Annotated in this window: 15 protein-coding genes; 8 read left to right on the forward strand and 7 right to left on the reverse strand. The window is 54.2% G+C overall.

Annotation, left to right across the window (positions count from 1 at the left end):
• Positions 1 to 107: 107 nt before the first annotated feature.
• On the forward strand, positions 108 to 1,037 hold the full coding sequence (locus ACT3TJ_RS03190; RefSeq protein WP_172116789.1) for a hydrogen peroxide-inducible genes activator: 930 nt from the start codon (positions 108 to 110) through the stop codon (positions 1,035 to 1,037).
• Complete coding sequence (gene recG / locus ACT3TJ_RS03195; RefSeq protein WP_193057295.1) at positions 1,034 to 3,112, forward strand: ATP-dependent DNA helicase RecG; 2,079 nt, start codon at positions 1,034 to 1,036, stop codon at positions 3,110 to 3,112. The genes ACT3TJ_RS03190 and recG overlap by 4 nt, the downstream gene beginning before the upstream one ends.
• Before the next feature lie 18 nt (positions 3,113 to 3,130).
• Here the strand turns inward: recG and yccS are convergent, their stop codons facing one another.
• The 5 genes from yccS to ACT3TJ_RS03220 form a co-directional block, all read right to left on the reverse strand.
• Complete coding sequence (gene yccS / locus ACT3TJ_RS03200) at positions 3,131 to 5,347, reverse strand: YccS family putative transporter (RefSeq protein ID WP_444665446.1); 2,217 nt, start codon at positions 5,345 to 5,347, stop codon at positions 3,131 to 3,133.
• Between the two features lie 136 nt (positions 5,348 to 5,483).
• The gene (locus ACT3TJ_RS03205; protein WP_444665447.1) at positions 5,484 to 5,666 is read right to left on the reverse strand and encodes a hypothetical protein; all 183 of its coding nucleotides are present in this window, start codon (positions 5,664 to 5,666) and stop codon (positions 5,484 to 5,486) included.
• Positions 5,667 to 5,769: 103 nt separating this feature from the next.
• Positions 5,770 to 6,126 (reverse strand): hypothetical protein, encoded by a 357-nt coding sequence (locus tag ACT3TJ_RS03210; protein WP_193057292.1) that lies wholly within the window; start codon positions 6,124 to 6,126, stop codon positions 5,770 to 5,772.
• Positions 6,126 to 6,398, reverse strand: a complete 273-nt coding sequence (locus ACT3TJ_RS03215; protein ID WP_018918476.1) for an HU family DNA-binding protein — start codon at positions 6,396 to 6,398, stop codon at positions 6,126 to 6,128. The genes ACT3TJ_RS03210 and ACT3TJ_RS03215 overlap by 1 nt, the downstream gene beginning before the upstream one ends.
• Positions 6,399 to 6,503: 105 nt before the next feature.
• A complete protein-coding gene (locus tag ACT3TJ_RS03220; RefSeq protein ID WP_172116794.1) occupies positions 6,504 to 7,697 on the reverse strand; it encodes an NAD(P)/FAD-dependent oxidoreductase in 1,194 nt (397 codons plus the stop codon).
• Positions 7,698 to 7,782: 85 nt separating this feature from the next.
• Here ACT3TJ_RS03220 and ACT3TJ_RS03225 point away from each other — a divergent pair, with 85 nt between their 5' ends.
• From ACT3TJ_RS03225 to ACT3TJ_RS03250, 6 genes are all read left to right on the forward strand, one after another.
• On the forward strand, positions 7,783 to 8,346 hold the full coding sequence (locus tag ACT3TJ_RS03225; protein WP_444665448.1) for a chorismate--pyruvate lyase family protein: 564 nt from the start codon (positions 7,783 to 7,785) through the stop codon (positions 8,344 to 8,346).
• Between the two features lie 35 nt (positions 8,347 to 8,381).
• On the forward strand, positions 8,382 to 9,278 hold the full coding sequence (gene ubiA, locus ACT3TJ_RS03230) for a 4-hydroxybenzoate octaprenyltransferase (protein WP_444665449.1): 897 nt from the start codon (positions 8,382 to 8,384) through the stop codon (positions 9,276 to 9,278).
• Positions 9,279 to 9,407: 129 nt separating this feature from the next.
• Positions 9,408 to 10,097 carry a phosphate regulon transcriptional regulator PhoB gene (phoB, locus tag ACT3TJ_RS03235; protein WP_087110299.1) on the forward strand — a complete coding sequence of 230 codons (690 nt, stop codon included), beginning with the start codon at positions 9,408 to 9,410 and terminating at the stop codon, positions 10,095 to 10,097.
• A 2-nt stretch (positions 10,098 to 10,099) separates the two neighbouring features.
• Positions 10,100 to 11,395, forward strand: a complete 1,296-nt coding sequence (phoR, locus tag ACT3TJ_RS03240) for a phosphate regulon sensor histidine kinase PhoR (protein WP_444665450.1) — start codon at positions 10,100 to 10,102, stop codon at positions 11,393 to 11,395.
• A gap of 308 nt (positions 11,396 to 11,703) precedes the next feature.
• Positions 11,704 to 12,084 (forward strand): hypothetical protein, encoded by a 381-nt coding sequence (locus ACT3TJ_RS03245; RefSeq protein ID WP_444665451.1) that lies wholly within the window; start codon positions 11,704 to 11,706, stop codon positions 12,082 to 12,084.
• Between the two features lie 665 nt (positions 12,085 to 12,749).
• Positions 12,750 to 13,082, forward strand: a complete 333-nt coding sequence (locus tag ACT3TJ_RS03250; protein ID WP_444665452.1) for a hypothetical protein — start codon at positions 12,750 to 12,752, stop codon at positions 13,080 to 13,082.
• Between the two features lie 83 nt (positions 13,083 to 13,165).
• On the opposite strand, the gene cysZ is transcribed toward ACT3TJ_RS03250, so the two are convergent.
• Positions 13,166 to 13,906, reverse strand: coding sequence for a sulfate transporter CysZ (cysZ, locus tag ACT3TJ_RS03255; protein WP_193056996.1), 741 nt, complete (start codon positions 13,904 to 13,906; stop codon positions 13,166 to 13,168).
• Between the two features lie 76 nt (positions 13,907 to 13,982).
• The gene (gene phoU / locus ACT3TJ_RS03260; RefSeq protein WP_442352895.1) at positions 13,983 to 14,708 is read right to left on the reverse strand and encodes a phosphate signaling complex protein PhoU; all 726 of its coding nucleotides are present in this window, start codon (positions 14,706 to 14,708) and stop codon (positions 13,983 to 13,985) included.
• Positions 14,709 to 14,719 lie beyond the last annotated feature (11 nt).

Genomic DNA, 14,719 nt, shown 5'->3' on the forward strand with positions numbered 1-14,719 from the left:
GCTGCGAGATGTGACATCGTCATCAGCATTTCCTGTCCCTTTTCGTCCCGCTGACTGCCATGATATCCGTCATGAGCTGCTACGAGAGGATGCCCACTGGCGCCGTTATGACTTTAACAGAACTTCGCTACATCGTAACCCTTGCCCAAGAGCGCCACTTTGGTCGCGCGGCTGAACGCTGTCATGTGTCGCAGCCCACGCTTTCTGTGGCGGTGAAAAAACTGGAGGAGGAGCTTGATATACCGCTGTTTGAGCGCTCCAAATCCACGATTCAAGTAACCCCCCTTGGCGAGAAGATCATTGCTCAGGCCCAGCGCGTGCTGGAGCAAAGCCGGCTGATTTATGAAATGGCCAGCGCGGGTAAGGATCAGCTATCCAATCCACTACGCATTGGGGCTATTTACACGATTGGTCCCTACTTGTTTCCGCACCTGATTCCTGCGCTTGCCGATATTGCGCCGCAAATGCCGCTGTATATTGAAGAAGGTATGACCGGAACGTTACGTGCCAAGTTAAAAAATGGTGAGCTGGATGTCATTATTGTGGCACTACCGTTCACGGACACCGATATTGTGACCAAGCCTATTTACGAAGAGCAGTTTGAAGTCTTGATACCGGCAAATCACCGCTGGGTAGAGCGCGAGGCTATTCGTAAAGAGGAGCTGCTGGAAGAGCGCTTGCTGCTGTTGGGTGAAGGCCACTGCTTTAGAGACCAGATTCTTGAGGCGTGCCCGGCGATTAGCCAGAAGCTTAACAACCCGAATAACACCTTGATTGCCGAGGGAGGCTCGCTGGAAACCATTCGGCATATGGTGGCGTCACGGCTAGGCATTACCGTATTGCCGCAGTCAGCGTTGGGCACCGATCAGTATGAAAACGCGATGCTTGAGAGTCGGCCCTTTGTGGATCCCGCCCCTTCACGGACGGTAGCGATCGCCTGGCGAGCCAGCTTTCCGCGCCCTAAAGCGATCGACGCCTTGGTGGATGCCATCAGCCAGTGCCAACAGCCCGCCCAAAAGGGTAAAGCGCGCTCATGAGCGATCTTAATGGCCCCGTCACTGCGCTTAAAGGCGTCGGTGAAGCGTTGGCGCTCAAGCTTTCGCGGTTGGGCATTGAACACGTAAGCGATCTGCTTTTTCACTTGCCGCTACGCTATCAGGATCGCACCCGCTTAACGCCAATCGGCCTGCTACGCGCCGGGCAGGAAGCGGTGGTAGAGGGTGAAGTGACCGCCTCTGATGTCGTAAAAGGGCGGCGGAGAAGCCTATTGGTACGCCTGCGCGATGGTAGCGGTATTCTAAGCCTGCGTTTTTTTCACTTTTCGCCTGCCCAACAGCAGCAGTTGCGCCCGGGCGTTTCGGTACGTGCGTTTGGTGAAGCGCGGGCTGGGGCCACCGGGCTTGAAATTTACCATCCCGAATATCGCTTGAATGCAGCGGGCGAAACGCCGGTCGATGAGTATTTCACCCCCATCTACCCCACCACCGAAGGCTTGAATCAAGCCCGCTTGCGCGCATTGACGCAGCAGGCGCTTGGCGTACTGGATAGCGCGCCCGAAGCGCTGCCGGATGTCATTCCTGACGTGCTGCGTCAGCGTTTTCACCTGCCGGGGCTGCACGCCTGCCTACATTTGCTGCATCAACCCCCGCCTGATGTTGATATTGATAAGCTTTCCAGCGGCCAGCATGCCGCCACGCGCCGTCTGGCGGTGGAAGAGCTTTTAGCGCATCAACTAAGTCTGCGTGAAGTGCGCCTGCGTATTCAGGCCGACGGCGCTCCTCAACTGTCTTCCGGGCGCAGCCTTCAGGCACGCTTTTTAGCCCAGTTGCCGTTTGCCTTAACGGGGGCCCAAAGGCGAGTGCTTGAGGAGATTGCGCTGGATTTAAGCCGCCCTGCCCCCATGCTGCGCCTGGTGCAAGGCGATGTGGGGTCGGGGAAAACCGTGGTGGCCGCCATGGCAGCGCTAGCGGCCCTGGCAGGCAATTGCCAAGCGGCGATAATGGCACCTACCGAAATCCTTGCTGAGCAGCACTACCGGGCGTTTAAGGCGTGGTTTGAGCCACTGGGTATTGAAGTCGCCTGGCTTGCGGGCAAGTTAAAGGGCAAAACCCGCCTGGATGCCAAGGCAGCCATCGCCGATGGTCGCGCACGTATGGTGGTCGGCACCCACGCGCTGTTCCAGGACGACGTTCATTTTCAGTGCCTGGGGCTGGCCATCATCGACGAGCAGCACCGCTTTGGGGTCCACCAACGCTTGGCTCTGCGTGAAAAAGGCGAAGCGGGTGGGTTAACGCCGCACCAACTGATCATGACCGCGACACCTATTCCCCGCACGCTGGCCATGAGCGCCTATGCGGACCTGGATGTCTCGGTGATTGACGAGCTACCGCCGGGGCGTACGCCGGTTAAAACGGTAGTGGTGTCTGACGAGCGCCGCCCGGAGGTTGTTGAGCGGATTCGCCGTGCCTGCAGCGATGGTCGCCAGGCCTATTGGGTGTGCACGCTGATTGATGAGTCCGAAGTGCTGCAGTGCCAGGCGGCGGAAGTCACCTGCCAGGAATTAACCGACGCGTTACCGGAGCTTGCCATTGGCTTGATCCACGGGCGAATGAAGGCCAGCGAGAAGGCCGACGTGATGGCTGCTTTTAAAGAGGGTGAACTGGATCTGTTGGTCGCCACCACGGTGATTGAAGTGGGGGTAGATGTACCGAATGCCAGCTTGATGATTATTGAAAACCCGGAACGCCTGGGGCTTTCTCAGCTTCACCAATTGCGTGGTCGCGTGGGCCGAGGGAGCACGGAAAGCTTTTGTGTACTGCTTTATCACCCGCCGCTCTCCAAAAGTTCTCACCAGCGCCTAAGCGTCATGCGTGAGACCACTGATGGTTTCCGTATCGCTGAAAAAGATCTGGAAATCCGCGGCCCGGGCGAGGTGTTAGGCACCCGACAAACGGGCCTGGCACAGATGAAAATAGCCGACCTGGAACGCGATGCTGACCTTTTAGAGCGCGTCACCGCGTTAGCGTGCGAGCTGCAAAGCGAGCCGCAAATAACCGCCGTGCTGGTACGGCGGTGGTTGGGCGAGGCCGCAGGCCGCTACGGGCAGGTATAGCGGTCAGTAACGGTGCGTTTAAACGCTAGCGTTAGGGCGGGTAGCTTCCTCGATGAAGGCTGATGTGCGGGTCAAGCGATTCGCCGCCTCACCCAAAGGCGCTAGCTGTTCGGTGATGAGGCGTAGTTGGCTTTGAATAGGGCGATACATCACCACGGCTTGTTCGTCAGAGCTTGTCTTGCCGGACTCATCCAGCTGTGTGAGTAGCTCGCTGACGGGCTCATTGAGCGGGGCAACCAGCTGACGCTTGTCCAACTGCTCGGCAAGCTGGCCCAGAAGTTCGCTGATCCGTTTAGCGGATGGCATCAAGGCGGCGTCATCCTCGCCTTCCAGCAAGCGGTGCCGGTGGGCGCCCAGGGCCGAGAGGTGGCTAAGCAGCGTATTGGAGAGCACCAAAAAGCGTAGGCCATTATCGGCATCCTGTTTGCGGTAGTGGCCCGGCTCGTGAAGCATATTGGTGAGCAGGGTAGAAAGCGCGGCATCGGCATTGTGGGCATTGCGCCGTGCCAAGCGGTACGCAAGGTCGTCCTGCTTGCCCTCTTCGTATTGATGAATAATTTCATCCAGATAGCGGCGGTGGTTGGTAACCGTCTTCGCCGCTTCCCGATACAGCCGGCGGCCCTGCCAATCGGGCAGAATAAAAAACACCGCGAGTCCTGCAATCAGCGAGCCAATTAAGGTGTCAAACAAGCGCGGCCAGATAAGGTCGAAGCCGTCGCCTACCTGGTTAAAGCTGCACAGCACCAGCAACGTGATGGCCGCTGTCGCCACGACATAGCGTTTTTCCCGGTTGGCAAAAAAGGTGACGCCAGCGGCCACCGCAATCACGCTCTGCACGCTTGGCTGGGGAAACAGGCTGATCGACACCCAGCCTGCCGTAAGGCCAAGTACCGTGCCCAAAATGCGTTGGGAAAGAAAGCGTCGCGTCGTGGCGAAGTTAGGCCGACATACAAACAGGGTAGTCAGCAAAATCCAGAAGCCTTGTTCGGGGTCCAGCCACTGAAGCAGGCCGTAGCCCGCCATGAGCGCGGTTGTCAGGCGTACCGCGTGGCGAAAGGTGGGCGAGCCAAGGGTAAAGTTAAGCTGTACTCGCTTCCACGCTTCCAGCAGGCTGGAGGGCGAGCGATCATAGAGCGCGCTATCTTCGCGGTCGTTGGTGGTATCCGGGTTATGAGCACTGGCGATCTGTGCTTCGAGCGTTGCGAGGTTGTCCGCCAGCGCATTAAGCGGGTGCATCAGTTTGCGCCATTCGGGTTTGCCGCGTTCGCTCAAATTATCGATAGAGGCCCTAAGGTCGGCCAAGGCTTGTTCACTCTGCTTATGGTCAAAAGCGCGCTTCAGCAGTAACGATTTGGCTAGCTGACGACAGGCGCGGCCCTGCTGATCCAAAAGCCGCTGGCAGCGGAACAGTACGTCATGGTGAAAAAATGCTTCGGTGAGGGCGCTGTAGGGGTAATGGGTCGAGCTTGCCCGTTCATGAATATCCTGAGCAATAAAGTATATCTGTAGGTAACGGTTAAGCTTTTGACTTCCACGCTGGCCTTCCAGACGACGAAAAATCATCTCTTTTGCCTGGTTGAGGGCATCCACCACTTTCCCGTTCTGGCGTGCCAGCGCCACGCGACGGGCTTCTACATCGACCCCGCGTACGGGTTCAAACAGCGCTGATTTAAGAATCAGAAACTCGCCCAGCGTCTTGTACACGCGCGCCATGCTCTGCTTGACGGGTTGACGAGAAAAAAGAACACACCAGACAACGGAAATAACCCCGTACCAGGCCGCACCCGCCAACAGCAGCAACTGGCGTGAGGCCACATCGGCATCCACACCGCCGTGCTGCTCAATATTGATCATTGAGTAGATCGATAAAATCAGCGTGCCTGAGGCAATCGTGGCGTATCGCTGGCCGATAGCGCCCAACATGATGAGGGTGAACGTGGATACTCCCAGCCCCAGCGCAAACAGCCATGGCCAAGGAAACAGCCACTGCACGATAAATGAGGCTGAGGTAAAACATACCAGGGTTACCAGCAGTGCCTGTAAGCGGCCTTGCCAGCTGTCATCGGTTTCGGAGAGCGCGCAGGCGATAATGCCCAGAAACAGCGGTATTACCAGGGCGATGTCGCCAAGATAAAGGCTAAATAGCAGGGCTGCGCTGAATGCGATAAAAACGCGCAGGCTATAGGCAAACTTATCAAGTGTCCAAAGACGCCGAAGCGGCAGTGAAATAGGCATAGACGCTCTTATTGTCAGTCGTTGTTAGACTTTAGTATAAGCCCTAGGGCTGGTTCGTTGCTATGGTTTTGGGGTTATCACGTTATGCGTTTTGGAGCAGATAAGCCCCTACCATTCGACCACACGCTTGCCTATATTATCGCCATTGAGCAACCCAATGAGCGCTGCCCCCGATATTTTCAAAATTGCGCGTAATACCAGAAGGCGCCGTGTTATTGAGTTGCCTGGCGTAATCAGGAAGGCGGTGATTCAGTACGGTCTTGAGCCCCAAACGGTGCAGCCAGTCATGCTTGTCGGTACGTCCGGCCGTTACGATCACGTTTGCCCCTGGCGCTGTGCCAACATTATGGTGGGAGGAGGGCAGGTGAAACGCGTAGGAACCCGCCACCTACGGGTGGCGGGTAGAACCGCTGGAAGAAGCGTTATAAATACTTCAGCAGTTTTTGCAGCTTGTTCATATCGGTGGAGTCACCGACAAGGCGTACCTCGCCGTTGAGCATTCCATCGAGGAAAGCTTGCTGCGTTGGCTTTCTAAGGATACGTAATGCGGCTTCCTGATCGCGAAAGCGCAATTCAAGATCCAAATCGACTGGCAGGCCTTTACCTGAAGAGACCCCTTTGGGGGTCATCCGGTAGTAGCGAGCAATGCTCAAGTCTTCCGTCGCAATGCCCCAGTCCAAGTGACGCATCCTTTCAAGCTGTTCACGAAAGCGCGGCTTGCGGCGCAGGGCACGCTTGAGCATTAGGCTCAATAGCCACAGCGTCAGCTTGAGTTTCATTAGGAAACGGCGTCCTTAAGCGCTTTACCCGGCTTAAAGGCAACATTTTTGCTGGCCGGAATTTGTAAAGGTGCGCCCGTTTGCGGGTTTTTGCCGGTACGTGCTGCACGCTCACGTACGGTAAAGGTACCAAAACCAATCAATGCCACATCTTCGCCTTTCGCAACGCTGTTGGTGATTTCATCCAGAATAACATTCAGGACTTGGCCTGCTTTGTCTTTGGATAGGTCGGCACTCTCAGCGATGGCAGCGGCGAGTTCAGGTTTGCGCATAGGAAATTCCCCTCATTAAAAGTAAGCGTAAAGCATCGTGGTGTTGTTAAAAGCACTCACTAGGCCAAGCTAGCTTATCCAGCCTAGACGTGAACGCGATAAAAATCAGCCCAGCAGTGTGGGAGCTGCCCGGGAAAGCTCCACTTTCCGTCTCACGCAGCCGCCTGTCAACGCAAAACCGACTAAATTCCCGTCTTTATCTTCGGCAAGCGCCGTCATATCACCCCCTTCGCCCTCAATTCGCCAGTGTTCGGGTATCGCCGAAGGCGGATAGGCCACTACGGGCAATAGCGGCGTTTTCACAATGATGGGCCAGGCGCCAAAGCTGACCTGCGTTGGTGAGCCGGCAAGCGTTGCCGAGAGTGCTTTGGCACTGGCTTGTAATGGCTGGACGTACATGGCATTGAGGCCTTCTATGCAAGCAACATCGCCCAAGGCATAAATATGCGGGTGCGAAGTGCGCAGATACCGGTCTACCTGAATACCTTGTGGTGAAACGGCAAGCCCGGCGGCCTTTGCCAGCGCGGTTCTTGGCGTAAGGCCGGTTGCCAGTAAAACAATATCGGCGTTGACGGTGTCATCGTTACTAAGCGTTAGCCGAACCGTGCTGTCATTATTTGGGGCTAACTCTTTAATCGTGCGGTGAAGCGCAAGCTTTATACCGGCTTCCTGAAAGGCATCACTCAGCGCAAACCCCAGCGGTTCTGGTAATAGCTTGGGTAACGGCGTGGCCTCTGGAGCAATCAGAGTGACTTGATGGCCACCTGCCTGCAGGTCGTTGGCAAATTCACAGCCGACTAATCCTGCGCCGATAACGGCAATGCGCGCGGGGCGATCGTTCAGCGCGTGATGGAACAGGCGATAGTCGTCGAGATCGTTAATGGTAAAGCAGTAGCGAGCAACGTTTTCTGGAATGGCAAAAGGCACCCGGGGTTCAGCGCCGGTCGCCAGCACCAGCGTATCGTAGGCAAGTGTTTGCCCGTCACTAAGCTGTATAGTGTGTGTGTCTGGTGTCATGTGCTCTACTGACGTATGGGTAAGCACATGGGCATCCAGCTCATCGGCCAGTACCGCGGCTGAATGCCTGGCCAGTTGGTTGGGCGAGAGGCGTTTTGCAAAGCCGGTAGATAACAGCGGCTTGCTGTAGTCCTCGCCGCTGTCTGCGCTCACCAAAATAATCGAGCGCTTATCGCCTTGGCGACGTAGCGCACGGGCAAGCCCAATGCCTGCCATGCCGGTGCCAATGATGATCAACTCAGCGTGGCCAGTCGGGTTGCTAACCGGATGTGATGCAGGCATGCCATCCCCAAATAATCGGTGTCGTAAAAGCTTTTAAGACCACCATGTTACACTAGCTTCTCTGTTTTTTGCCTAGGAGTATCTGGTGGTGACGTCCTCTTTTCGGCAAACGCATGCCTTTCCTGTTTGGCAGCCCGTGGCTGCGTTACGCCCCGCCATGAGCGCTGCCTGGTGGAAGTGGGTTGCGTCTACGGATTCGCTAACGGCTCGCTTGCAAGCGGCAGGCGCAGGGCAACCATTCCGTGTTCGCCTGCTGCGCCAGGGTGTCGGCGTGCCTCTGCATGATGAAGCGCAGGCGTTGGGGATTGAGCTTCGTCGCTATGCCTGGTTAAGGGAGGTCGCCCTGTGCGTGGGTGATAATCCTTGGGTGGTCGCACGTTCGGTTGCCCCCTTAACACAGCTAAAAGGCCAGCGATTGGAGCAACTTGGTGAGCGCTCGCTGGGCAGTTGGCTGTTTCGCCAGCCAGATTTAGTACGCGGCCCTCTTGAAGCTACGAGCGGTGCGCCACGCTTTGCCTTCCCTCAGGTTGCTGGCGTGAAAAGTCGTTGGGGGCGGCGCTCAGTGTTTCAACATGGTGGGTTATCGCTACTTGTACAAGAGTACTTTTTATCCACCATGGCAGATGACCTTCGTTTGTCTTCGCGGTAGGCTTGCTCGGCATCTCTTCTTTACGTGAGGTAGGCATGGATCGTTCTTTGTTGCGGCCAGTCGGATGGGCGCGAGTCGCTGATTTTTTACACTTAATGCGCCTGGACCGCCCCATTGGTACCTGGCTATTGATGTGGCCTACCTTATGGGCGCTTTGGGTGGCTACAAACGGGGTGCCTGGTCGCAACGTGCTGCTTATTTTTGTGGCAGGTGTTTATGTTATGCGCGCTGCTGGCTGCGTTGTGAATGATTACGCTGACCGCCATGTTGATGGCCACGTTAAGCGCACGAAACATCGTCCACTGGCGACGGGGCGAATCAGTGAAACCGAAGCCAAACTGCTGTTTATTGGGCTGGTCACTGTTGCGTTTGTGTTAGTGCTGCTGACCAACTGGTTTACGGTGCTGCTGTCGATTGGTGGCGTGGCCCTGGCGTTTATCTACCCCTTTATGAAGCGTTACACCCATCTTCCTCAGGTGGTGCTGGGGGCGGCTTTTTCGTGGGCAATCCCCATGGCGTTTGGGGCGGTGCTGGGATATGTACCTGTGGAAGCCTGGTTGCTGTTTTTTGCGAACGTACTGTGGACGGTTGCTTACGATACCCAATACGCCATGGTCGACCGCGACGATGACCTGAAAATTGGTATTAAATCAACGGCGGTGCTGTTTGGCAGTGCAGACCGCTTGATGATTGGATTACTGCAACTGGCGACATTGGTGCTGTTAGCCTTTGTGGGTGTTCGTGTGGGGCTGGGTGGTTTTTTCTGGCTGGGCCTTGCCGGTATGGCGACCACCTTTATTCATCAACAGCGCCTGATTCGGCATCGTGAACGCGACCCGTGTTTTCAGGCTTTTTTGAATAACTACTGGTCAGGGCTGCTGGTTTTTGCCGGCATTGCGCTAAGTTGGTGGCCAGTGGCCGGGCCGCTCTAGCAAAGCGTGATTAGGCCTGTCATTCGTTCTTGTTATTGGCTATTGTCATATAAGTGTCATCAAGTCATGGTGTTATTGTCACTGAGATGTCATTGAATTACCTTTCATTGAGCACCGTGAGGCCCTGGAATGACCGCCAAGACCGTTTTGATTGTCGATGATGAAGCACCTATTCGCGAAATGATCGCAGTGGCGCTGGAAATGGCTGACTATCGCGTGCTTGAAGCGGATAACGCCCAGGATGCCCACGCGTTAGTCGTTGACCATCAGCCTGACTTACTGCTTCTGGATTGGATGATGCCAGGTACCAGTGGTATTGAGTTGGCGCGACGCCTTAAGCGTGAAGAAGCCACCGCCGAAATGCCGATTATTATGCTCACCGCCAAGGGTGAGGAAGACAATAAGATTCAAGGCCTTGAGGCGGGCGCGGACGACTATATCACCAAACCCTTCTCGCCCCGTGAGTTGGTCGCGCGCTTGAAAGCCGTATTGCGACGCACCACCCCGCGTGGCGTAGAAGACCCCATCGAAATTAACGGCCTTCTACTTGACCCCGTCAGCCACCGTGTTAGTGCGCATGGCAAGGCGCTGGAAATGGGGCCCACTGAATATCGCCTGCTGCAGTTCTTTATGACCCACCAGGAGCGAGCCTATACACGCAGCCAACTGCTGGACCAGGTATGGGGCGGCAATGTGTATGTTGAAGAACGCACAGTGGATGTACATATTCGGCGCTTGCGTAAGGCGTTAGGCGATGTGCACCAAAACCTGATTCAGACGGTACGGGGTACCGGTTATCGTTTCTCAGCCCGGGTGTAACAGTGCGCCTATGGAGCCGTGAGCTTTGGCGTATTGCCTGGTTAGCGACCATAGGTGTTTGCCTAGGGTGGCTGTTAGGTTCAGCGGGCCTTGGTTTGGCAGCCGGGTTGGCCGTTTGTCTTTTTTACCATTTACGCCAGTTGCGCGTACTCTTTCAATGGTTAACCCTTAATCCTCATAACGAGCCCCCGGCTGCGGGTGGTATGTGGGGGGATTTGCTTGATCGTCTTTACCGCTACCAAAAAAGCCAGCGCATTACACAAGGTCGATTGCGGTCTACGCTTGCGCGTATCCAGGAATCCTCAGAGGCCATGCGCGACAGCGTGGTAATGCTCGACCGCCACGGTGATTTGGAGTGGTGGAACAGTGCAGCGACGGATATGCTGGGCCTACAAACCGCGCACGATCGTGGCCAGCACATTACCAATTTGTTGCGTGACCCACGCTTTATCAGCTACTTCAACGCCCGCGATTACAGCGAACCGCTTACGCTGACCTCACCCATTGATGAGCGCAGCATTCTGCAATACCAAATTACCTCGTATGGCGACGATGAGCGCCTGGTGATGGCGCGGGATATCACTCGTTTGCACCGTCTTGAGGAGATGCGCAGAGACTTTGTGGCCAACGTCTCCCATGAGCTGCGTACGCCGCTTACTGTTCTTTCTGGCTACCTCGAAACCTATGGTGACTTGGCTGAGCAGCTTCCGCCTCGCTTGGGCCGAGGGATCGAGCAAATGCAGGACCAGACGCAGCGCATGCAAAATCTGGTTAACGACCTGCTGCTTTTGTCACGCTTGGAAATAGATCAAGGCGGGCAGGACCATCAGGCGCTGTCGGTTGAGCAATTGCTTAATAGCGTCTGCCAGGATGCATTGGCGCTATCGCACCGTAAGCATGTTGTCCGTGTTGCTATTGAAAGTGACGCCCAGCTCATAGGGAGCGAGCAGGAAATACGTAGCGCCATTTCTAACCTGGCTTTCAATGCGGTGCGATATACCCCAGAGGGTAGCCAAATTATACTGCGCTGGGCGCCCATGGAAGATGGAAGCGCATGCATAGAAGTAGAAGATGATGGAGAGGGCATCGATCCTGTCCACCTCCCCAGGCTAACGGAGCGCTTTTATCGGGTTGATAAAGGCCGGAGTACCGCGACAGGCGGTACTGGGCTTGGTCTTGCCATCGTTAAGCATATCCTGCTGCGCCATGATGCCCTGCTTCAGGTTGAATCGCATCCTGGCGAAGGTTCGCTATTTCGCTGTACTTTCCCCGCCACTCGGCTGGCTGCTACCTCCTAGCCGCCTTTTTCCCTGGTCTTCTGTATAACCTTTATCCAAGCGTGCCATATGGACAGCCATCTATGGTTCAAGTCTGCTCATGTGTCATTTTTAGTCAGTTATGGTGGTCCCTTATACTCGATCAGCGAGCATGATTGGCACGCGGGATTTATTTTAAGTTGTTTATTAATAAGAAATATTTTTTTATTTTTGTTTTTTGGCATTACATCTGCTTTAAGTTGGGCAAGGAAGATTACCGCAGGAAATGGTACGCCAGGAAGGCACTTCCTTAAGATTAGCGGTATCAACAGCGATCGAGGAGAAGGAACATGATGTCCAAGGAACTACTCAAGAAAGCTGGGATTTTAGGTGTAACATTCGGTTTACTGGCAAGCCCCTTCGCTTTTGCCCAAGAACCAGTAGACCCGAGCCACGATATTACAGCTGATGAAGAACCCATGCAGCCGCAATCATCTGGTACAGGTACAGGTGGTGATGCATCTACCTATGATGCAGACGAGCTCTCGGATATGAACGGTGAAAGTGCAGGCGATACTACTCGTCCCGGTGCAGGTTCTTCTCAACATGAAACTCATAATGAGTCGATGGATGGTGGTCCAACGGGTGTAACAGGTGGCGGCGATACGTCATTTGAGCCGAGCGACCTGCCTGAGCAAAATAGCTCTGTGACCACTGGTCAAGACCAGTGACCAGCGGTTTAAACACTCAGTGCTAAAAATTTGTACTACAGTTTAGGAACGAGCACGGGATAAGGATGTCCCATCGCATGGATGCTCACCGATTCATGGATTGAATCAAGCGACAATCAGAGCGTTAGTCAGGGTAAATTCCAAGGTTGGAGTCCCGCAAAATGAGTGGAAGCTAGCGCTAGATATTGTCCATAGATGCGAGGTTAGGGCCCTGCCATGGCAGGGCCTAATCTTGTTATGTAGCCCTTGATGAGCAGTCGTGTTTGGCTGGTTTTAAAACTGAACCTTTCCTATCTACGTTTTTTTAACATTACCCTCGCTCAAATAGTTTTTTCACGATTCTCTTGTCCCACGGCGTGATGACCCCTTTCATGCTTTTTAAACGCAAAGGTTGATAACGAGCTTTTTAGCTTGTTCACCATGGTGCTGTGCCAACACTAAAAAAATGTTAGCTTGTTATTTACTTGGATAGCTTTATTTGTGTGGTCGTGTTTAAAAATATTTTTAATCATTCAGCATTTCATGAATTTGGGATGTTTGGGCACTTGGACCATAATCTTGCAGTCAAAGGCACTGATCGCTTCTCACCCTTCAGTGCAATGGTATTTACGTTAGTGTGATAATAGCCAAGACAGGTGAGCGGCACCCCACATCAGGAGAGCGTTATGTCATTTAAAGCAGTTTTAAAAACGGTAGGTATTTTAGGTATTTCTATCGGTTTGATTGCAAGCCCGCTAGCTTTTGCCCAAAGCTCTATTGAGCGTACTAAAGATCGTGCAGTCGGCAGCGATGTCATCGACATGCCGCAATCCACTAGCACGTCTAGTCCTCACTACTCACCCAGTGAGCTTAACCATAGTCAGCGTGATCATATGAACGGCAACTATGCACCGTCAAGCCAGCTGCAGCGGGATCAGGATGGCGCCCAGCGTCGTAACACCCATTCGTTCGAATCGACCGAGTTAAATCACAAAGAAGGCGATAGCCTGGACTGGTAAACCACTACTGAAAGCATTAAAAACCCCGTTAAAGCGGGGTTTCGCGTTTAAAAGCGTAGAAAAAAAGCATGACTTTTCAGGTGTTACGAGGGCCGCTGGATCGTAAGCTCATTCGCCGTACGATAATATTGGTCCCACATTAGTACGGCTCCTGCTACGGCCCCCGGAATCAGAAAAAGATTGGCAAGCGGTATCCAGGTAACCAGAGTCACGAGCCCGCCGTAGCTGAGGCTTTGCCACCAGCGCCTGGAAAGCCGTTGACGCATATCCTTGAACGAGACCTTATTATTATCCATAGGATAGTCCAGATAGGTAATGGCCATTACCCATGCGGAGAACAGCCCCCATAGAATCGGCGCAAAGAGGTTGAGCCCTGGAATCCAGCTGATGATAAAGAGGGCAATGGCGCGTGGGGCGATATACGCGAGTTTGACCAGCTCTCGGCCTAGCGCATCAAGCGCCGTTTTGGTCAGCCCGCGATCATCCAGCGGTATACGGCCTGTTTCTTGAATTTCCACTTTAGCCGCTAAAAAGCCGTAAAAAGGCGCCGCAATAAAGCTTGTGATCAGGGTAAAGGTGAAGAATACAATGACAATAAGGCTAACCACAAACAGCGGCCAGATCAGCCAGGAAAGCCAATCCAGCCAAGCAGGTACTAATGTCATCCAGTGGCCAATCCAGCCTGAAAAGCGCGTAATCACAAAGCTGAACATGGCGGCATAAACAATAATATTGACGAGGATAGGAAGAAAAATATAACGCCGCAGGCCTTTTTGATAGACCAGCCGCGTACCTCGGCTAAGCGCTGTTATTGCATCCAACATTCAAGCAGTCCTCATCAATACAAACGTCCAGGCGGGTATCCGCCCAGACGTATTGCAAGAGGAAATGCCTCATGGGTCAAGGCTTTTTCGTTACCCTCTGGTCGACGGTGTCCAGGTCGCTATGTCGAATATCGAGCCCCTTCACGAGATACACAACGTACTCCGCCAGGTTGTCGGCATGGTCGCCGACGCGTTCTAACGCGCGCAGCACCCACATAATGCTGAGGATTGAACTAATTGAGCGCGAGTCCTCCATCATGAAGGTCATCAATGAGCGCATGGCACTGCCGTACTCATCATCGACCGACTCATCTTCACGCACTACCTTCATCGCCAAGTCGGTATCGAAACGGGCAAAGGCTGTCAGCGCATCGCGCAGCATTTTACGTACATGCTCACTGATATGACGAACTTCAATTAAGCCACGAACCGTGCTGGTGTTTTCGCTGAGCAGGATTGCATTACGCGCAATCTTGCTGGCTTCATCGCCGATACGCTCAAGATCTGAAGTGGCACGAATAACGGCAAGCACCAGGCGTAAGTCTGATGCTGCAGGCTGGCGGCGTGCCAATACACGGGTGCACTCTTCATCAATTTGCAGCTGAAGATCGTTCACTTGCCGGTCGTTATCGCGCACTTTTTCAGCCAAGCGGGTATCGTTTTCCAGCAGGGCGAATACGGCATCCTGAACCTGTTTTTCCACCAGGCCGCCCATGGCCATCAGGTGGGTTTTTAGCTCTTCCAGCTCTTGGTTGAACTGGCGCGAGATATGCTGGCTGTGGGTATCGCTCGTAATATCCATTGAGCACTCCT

The organism is Halomonas sp. AOP30-A1-24 (genome assembly GCF_052378165.1).
GTDB lineage: Bacteria > Pseudomonadota > Gammaproteobacteria > Pseudomonadales > Halomonadaceae > Vreelandella > Vreelandella citrativorans.

Bases quoted from the DNA above. Each gene is read 5' to 3' on its own strand.
- ACT3TJ_RS03190 (WP_172116789.1), top strand. From the start codon at position 108: ATGACTTTAACAGAACTTCGCTACATCGTAACCCTTGCCCAAGAGCGC.
- ubiA (WP_444665449.1), top strand. From the start codon at position 8,382: ATGGATCGTTCTTTGTTGCGGCCAGTCGGATGGGCGCGAGTCGCTGAT.
- ACT3TJ_RS03210 (WP_193057292.1), bottom strand. From the start codon at position 6,126: ATGAAACTCAAGCTGACGCTGTGGCTATTGAGCCTAATGCTCAAGCGT.
- ACT3TJ_RS03215 (WP_018918476.1), bottom strand. From the start codon at position 6,398: ATGCGCAAACCTGAACTCGCCGCTGCCATCGCTGAGAGTGCCGACCTA.
- recG (WP_193057295.1), top strand. From the start codon at position 1,034: ATGAGCGATCTTAATGGCCCCGTCACTGCGCTTAAAGGCGTCGGTGAA.
- phoB (WP_087110299.1), top strand. From the start codon at position 9,408: ATGACCGCCAAGACCGTTTTGATTGTCGATGATGAAGCACCTATTCGC.
- ACT3TJ_RS03245 (WP_444665451.1), top strand. From the start codon at position 11,704: ATGATGTCCAAGGAACTACTCAAGAAAGCTGGGATTTTAGGTGTAACA.
- yccS (WP_444665446.1), bottom strand. From the start codon at position 5,347: ATGCCTATTTCACTGCCGCTTCGGCGTCTTTGGACACTTGATAAGTTT.
- ACT3TJ_RS03250 (WP_444665452.1), top strand. From the start codon at position 12,750: ATGTCATTTAAAGCAGTTTTAAAAACGGTAGGTATTTTAGGTATTTCT.
- cysZ (WP_193056996.1), bottom strand. From the start codon at position 13,906: ATGTTGGATGCAATAACAGCGCTTAGCCGAGGTACGCGGCTGGTCTAT.
- ACT3TJ_RS03220 (WP_172116794.1), bottom strand. From the start codon at position 7,697: ATGCCTGCATCACATCCGGTTAGCAACCCGACTGGCCACGCTGAGTTG.
- phoU (WP_442352895.1), bottom strand. From the start codon at position 14,708: ATGGATATTACGAGCGATACCCACAGCCAGCATATCTCGCGCCAGTTC.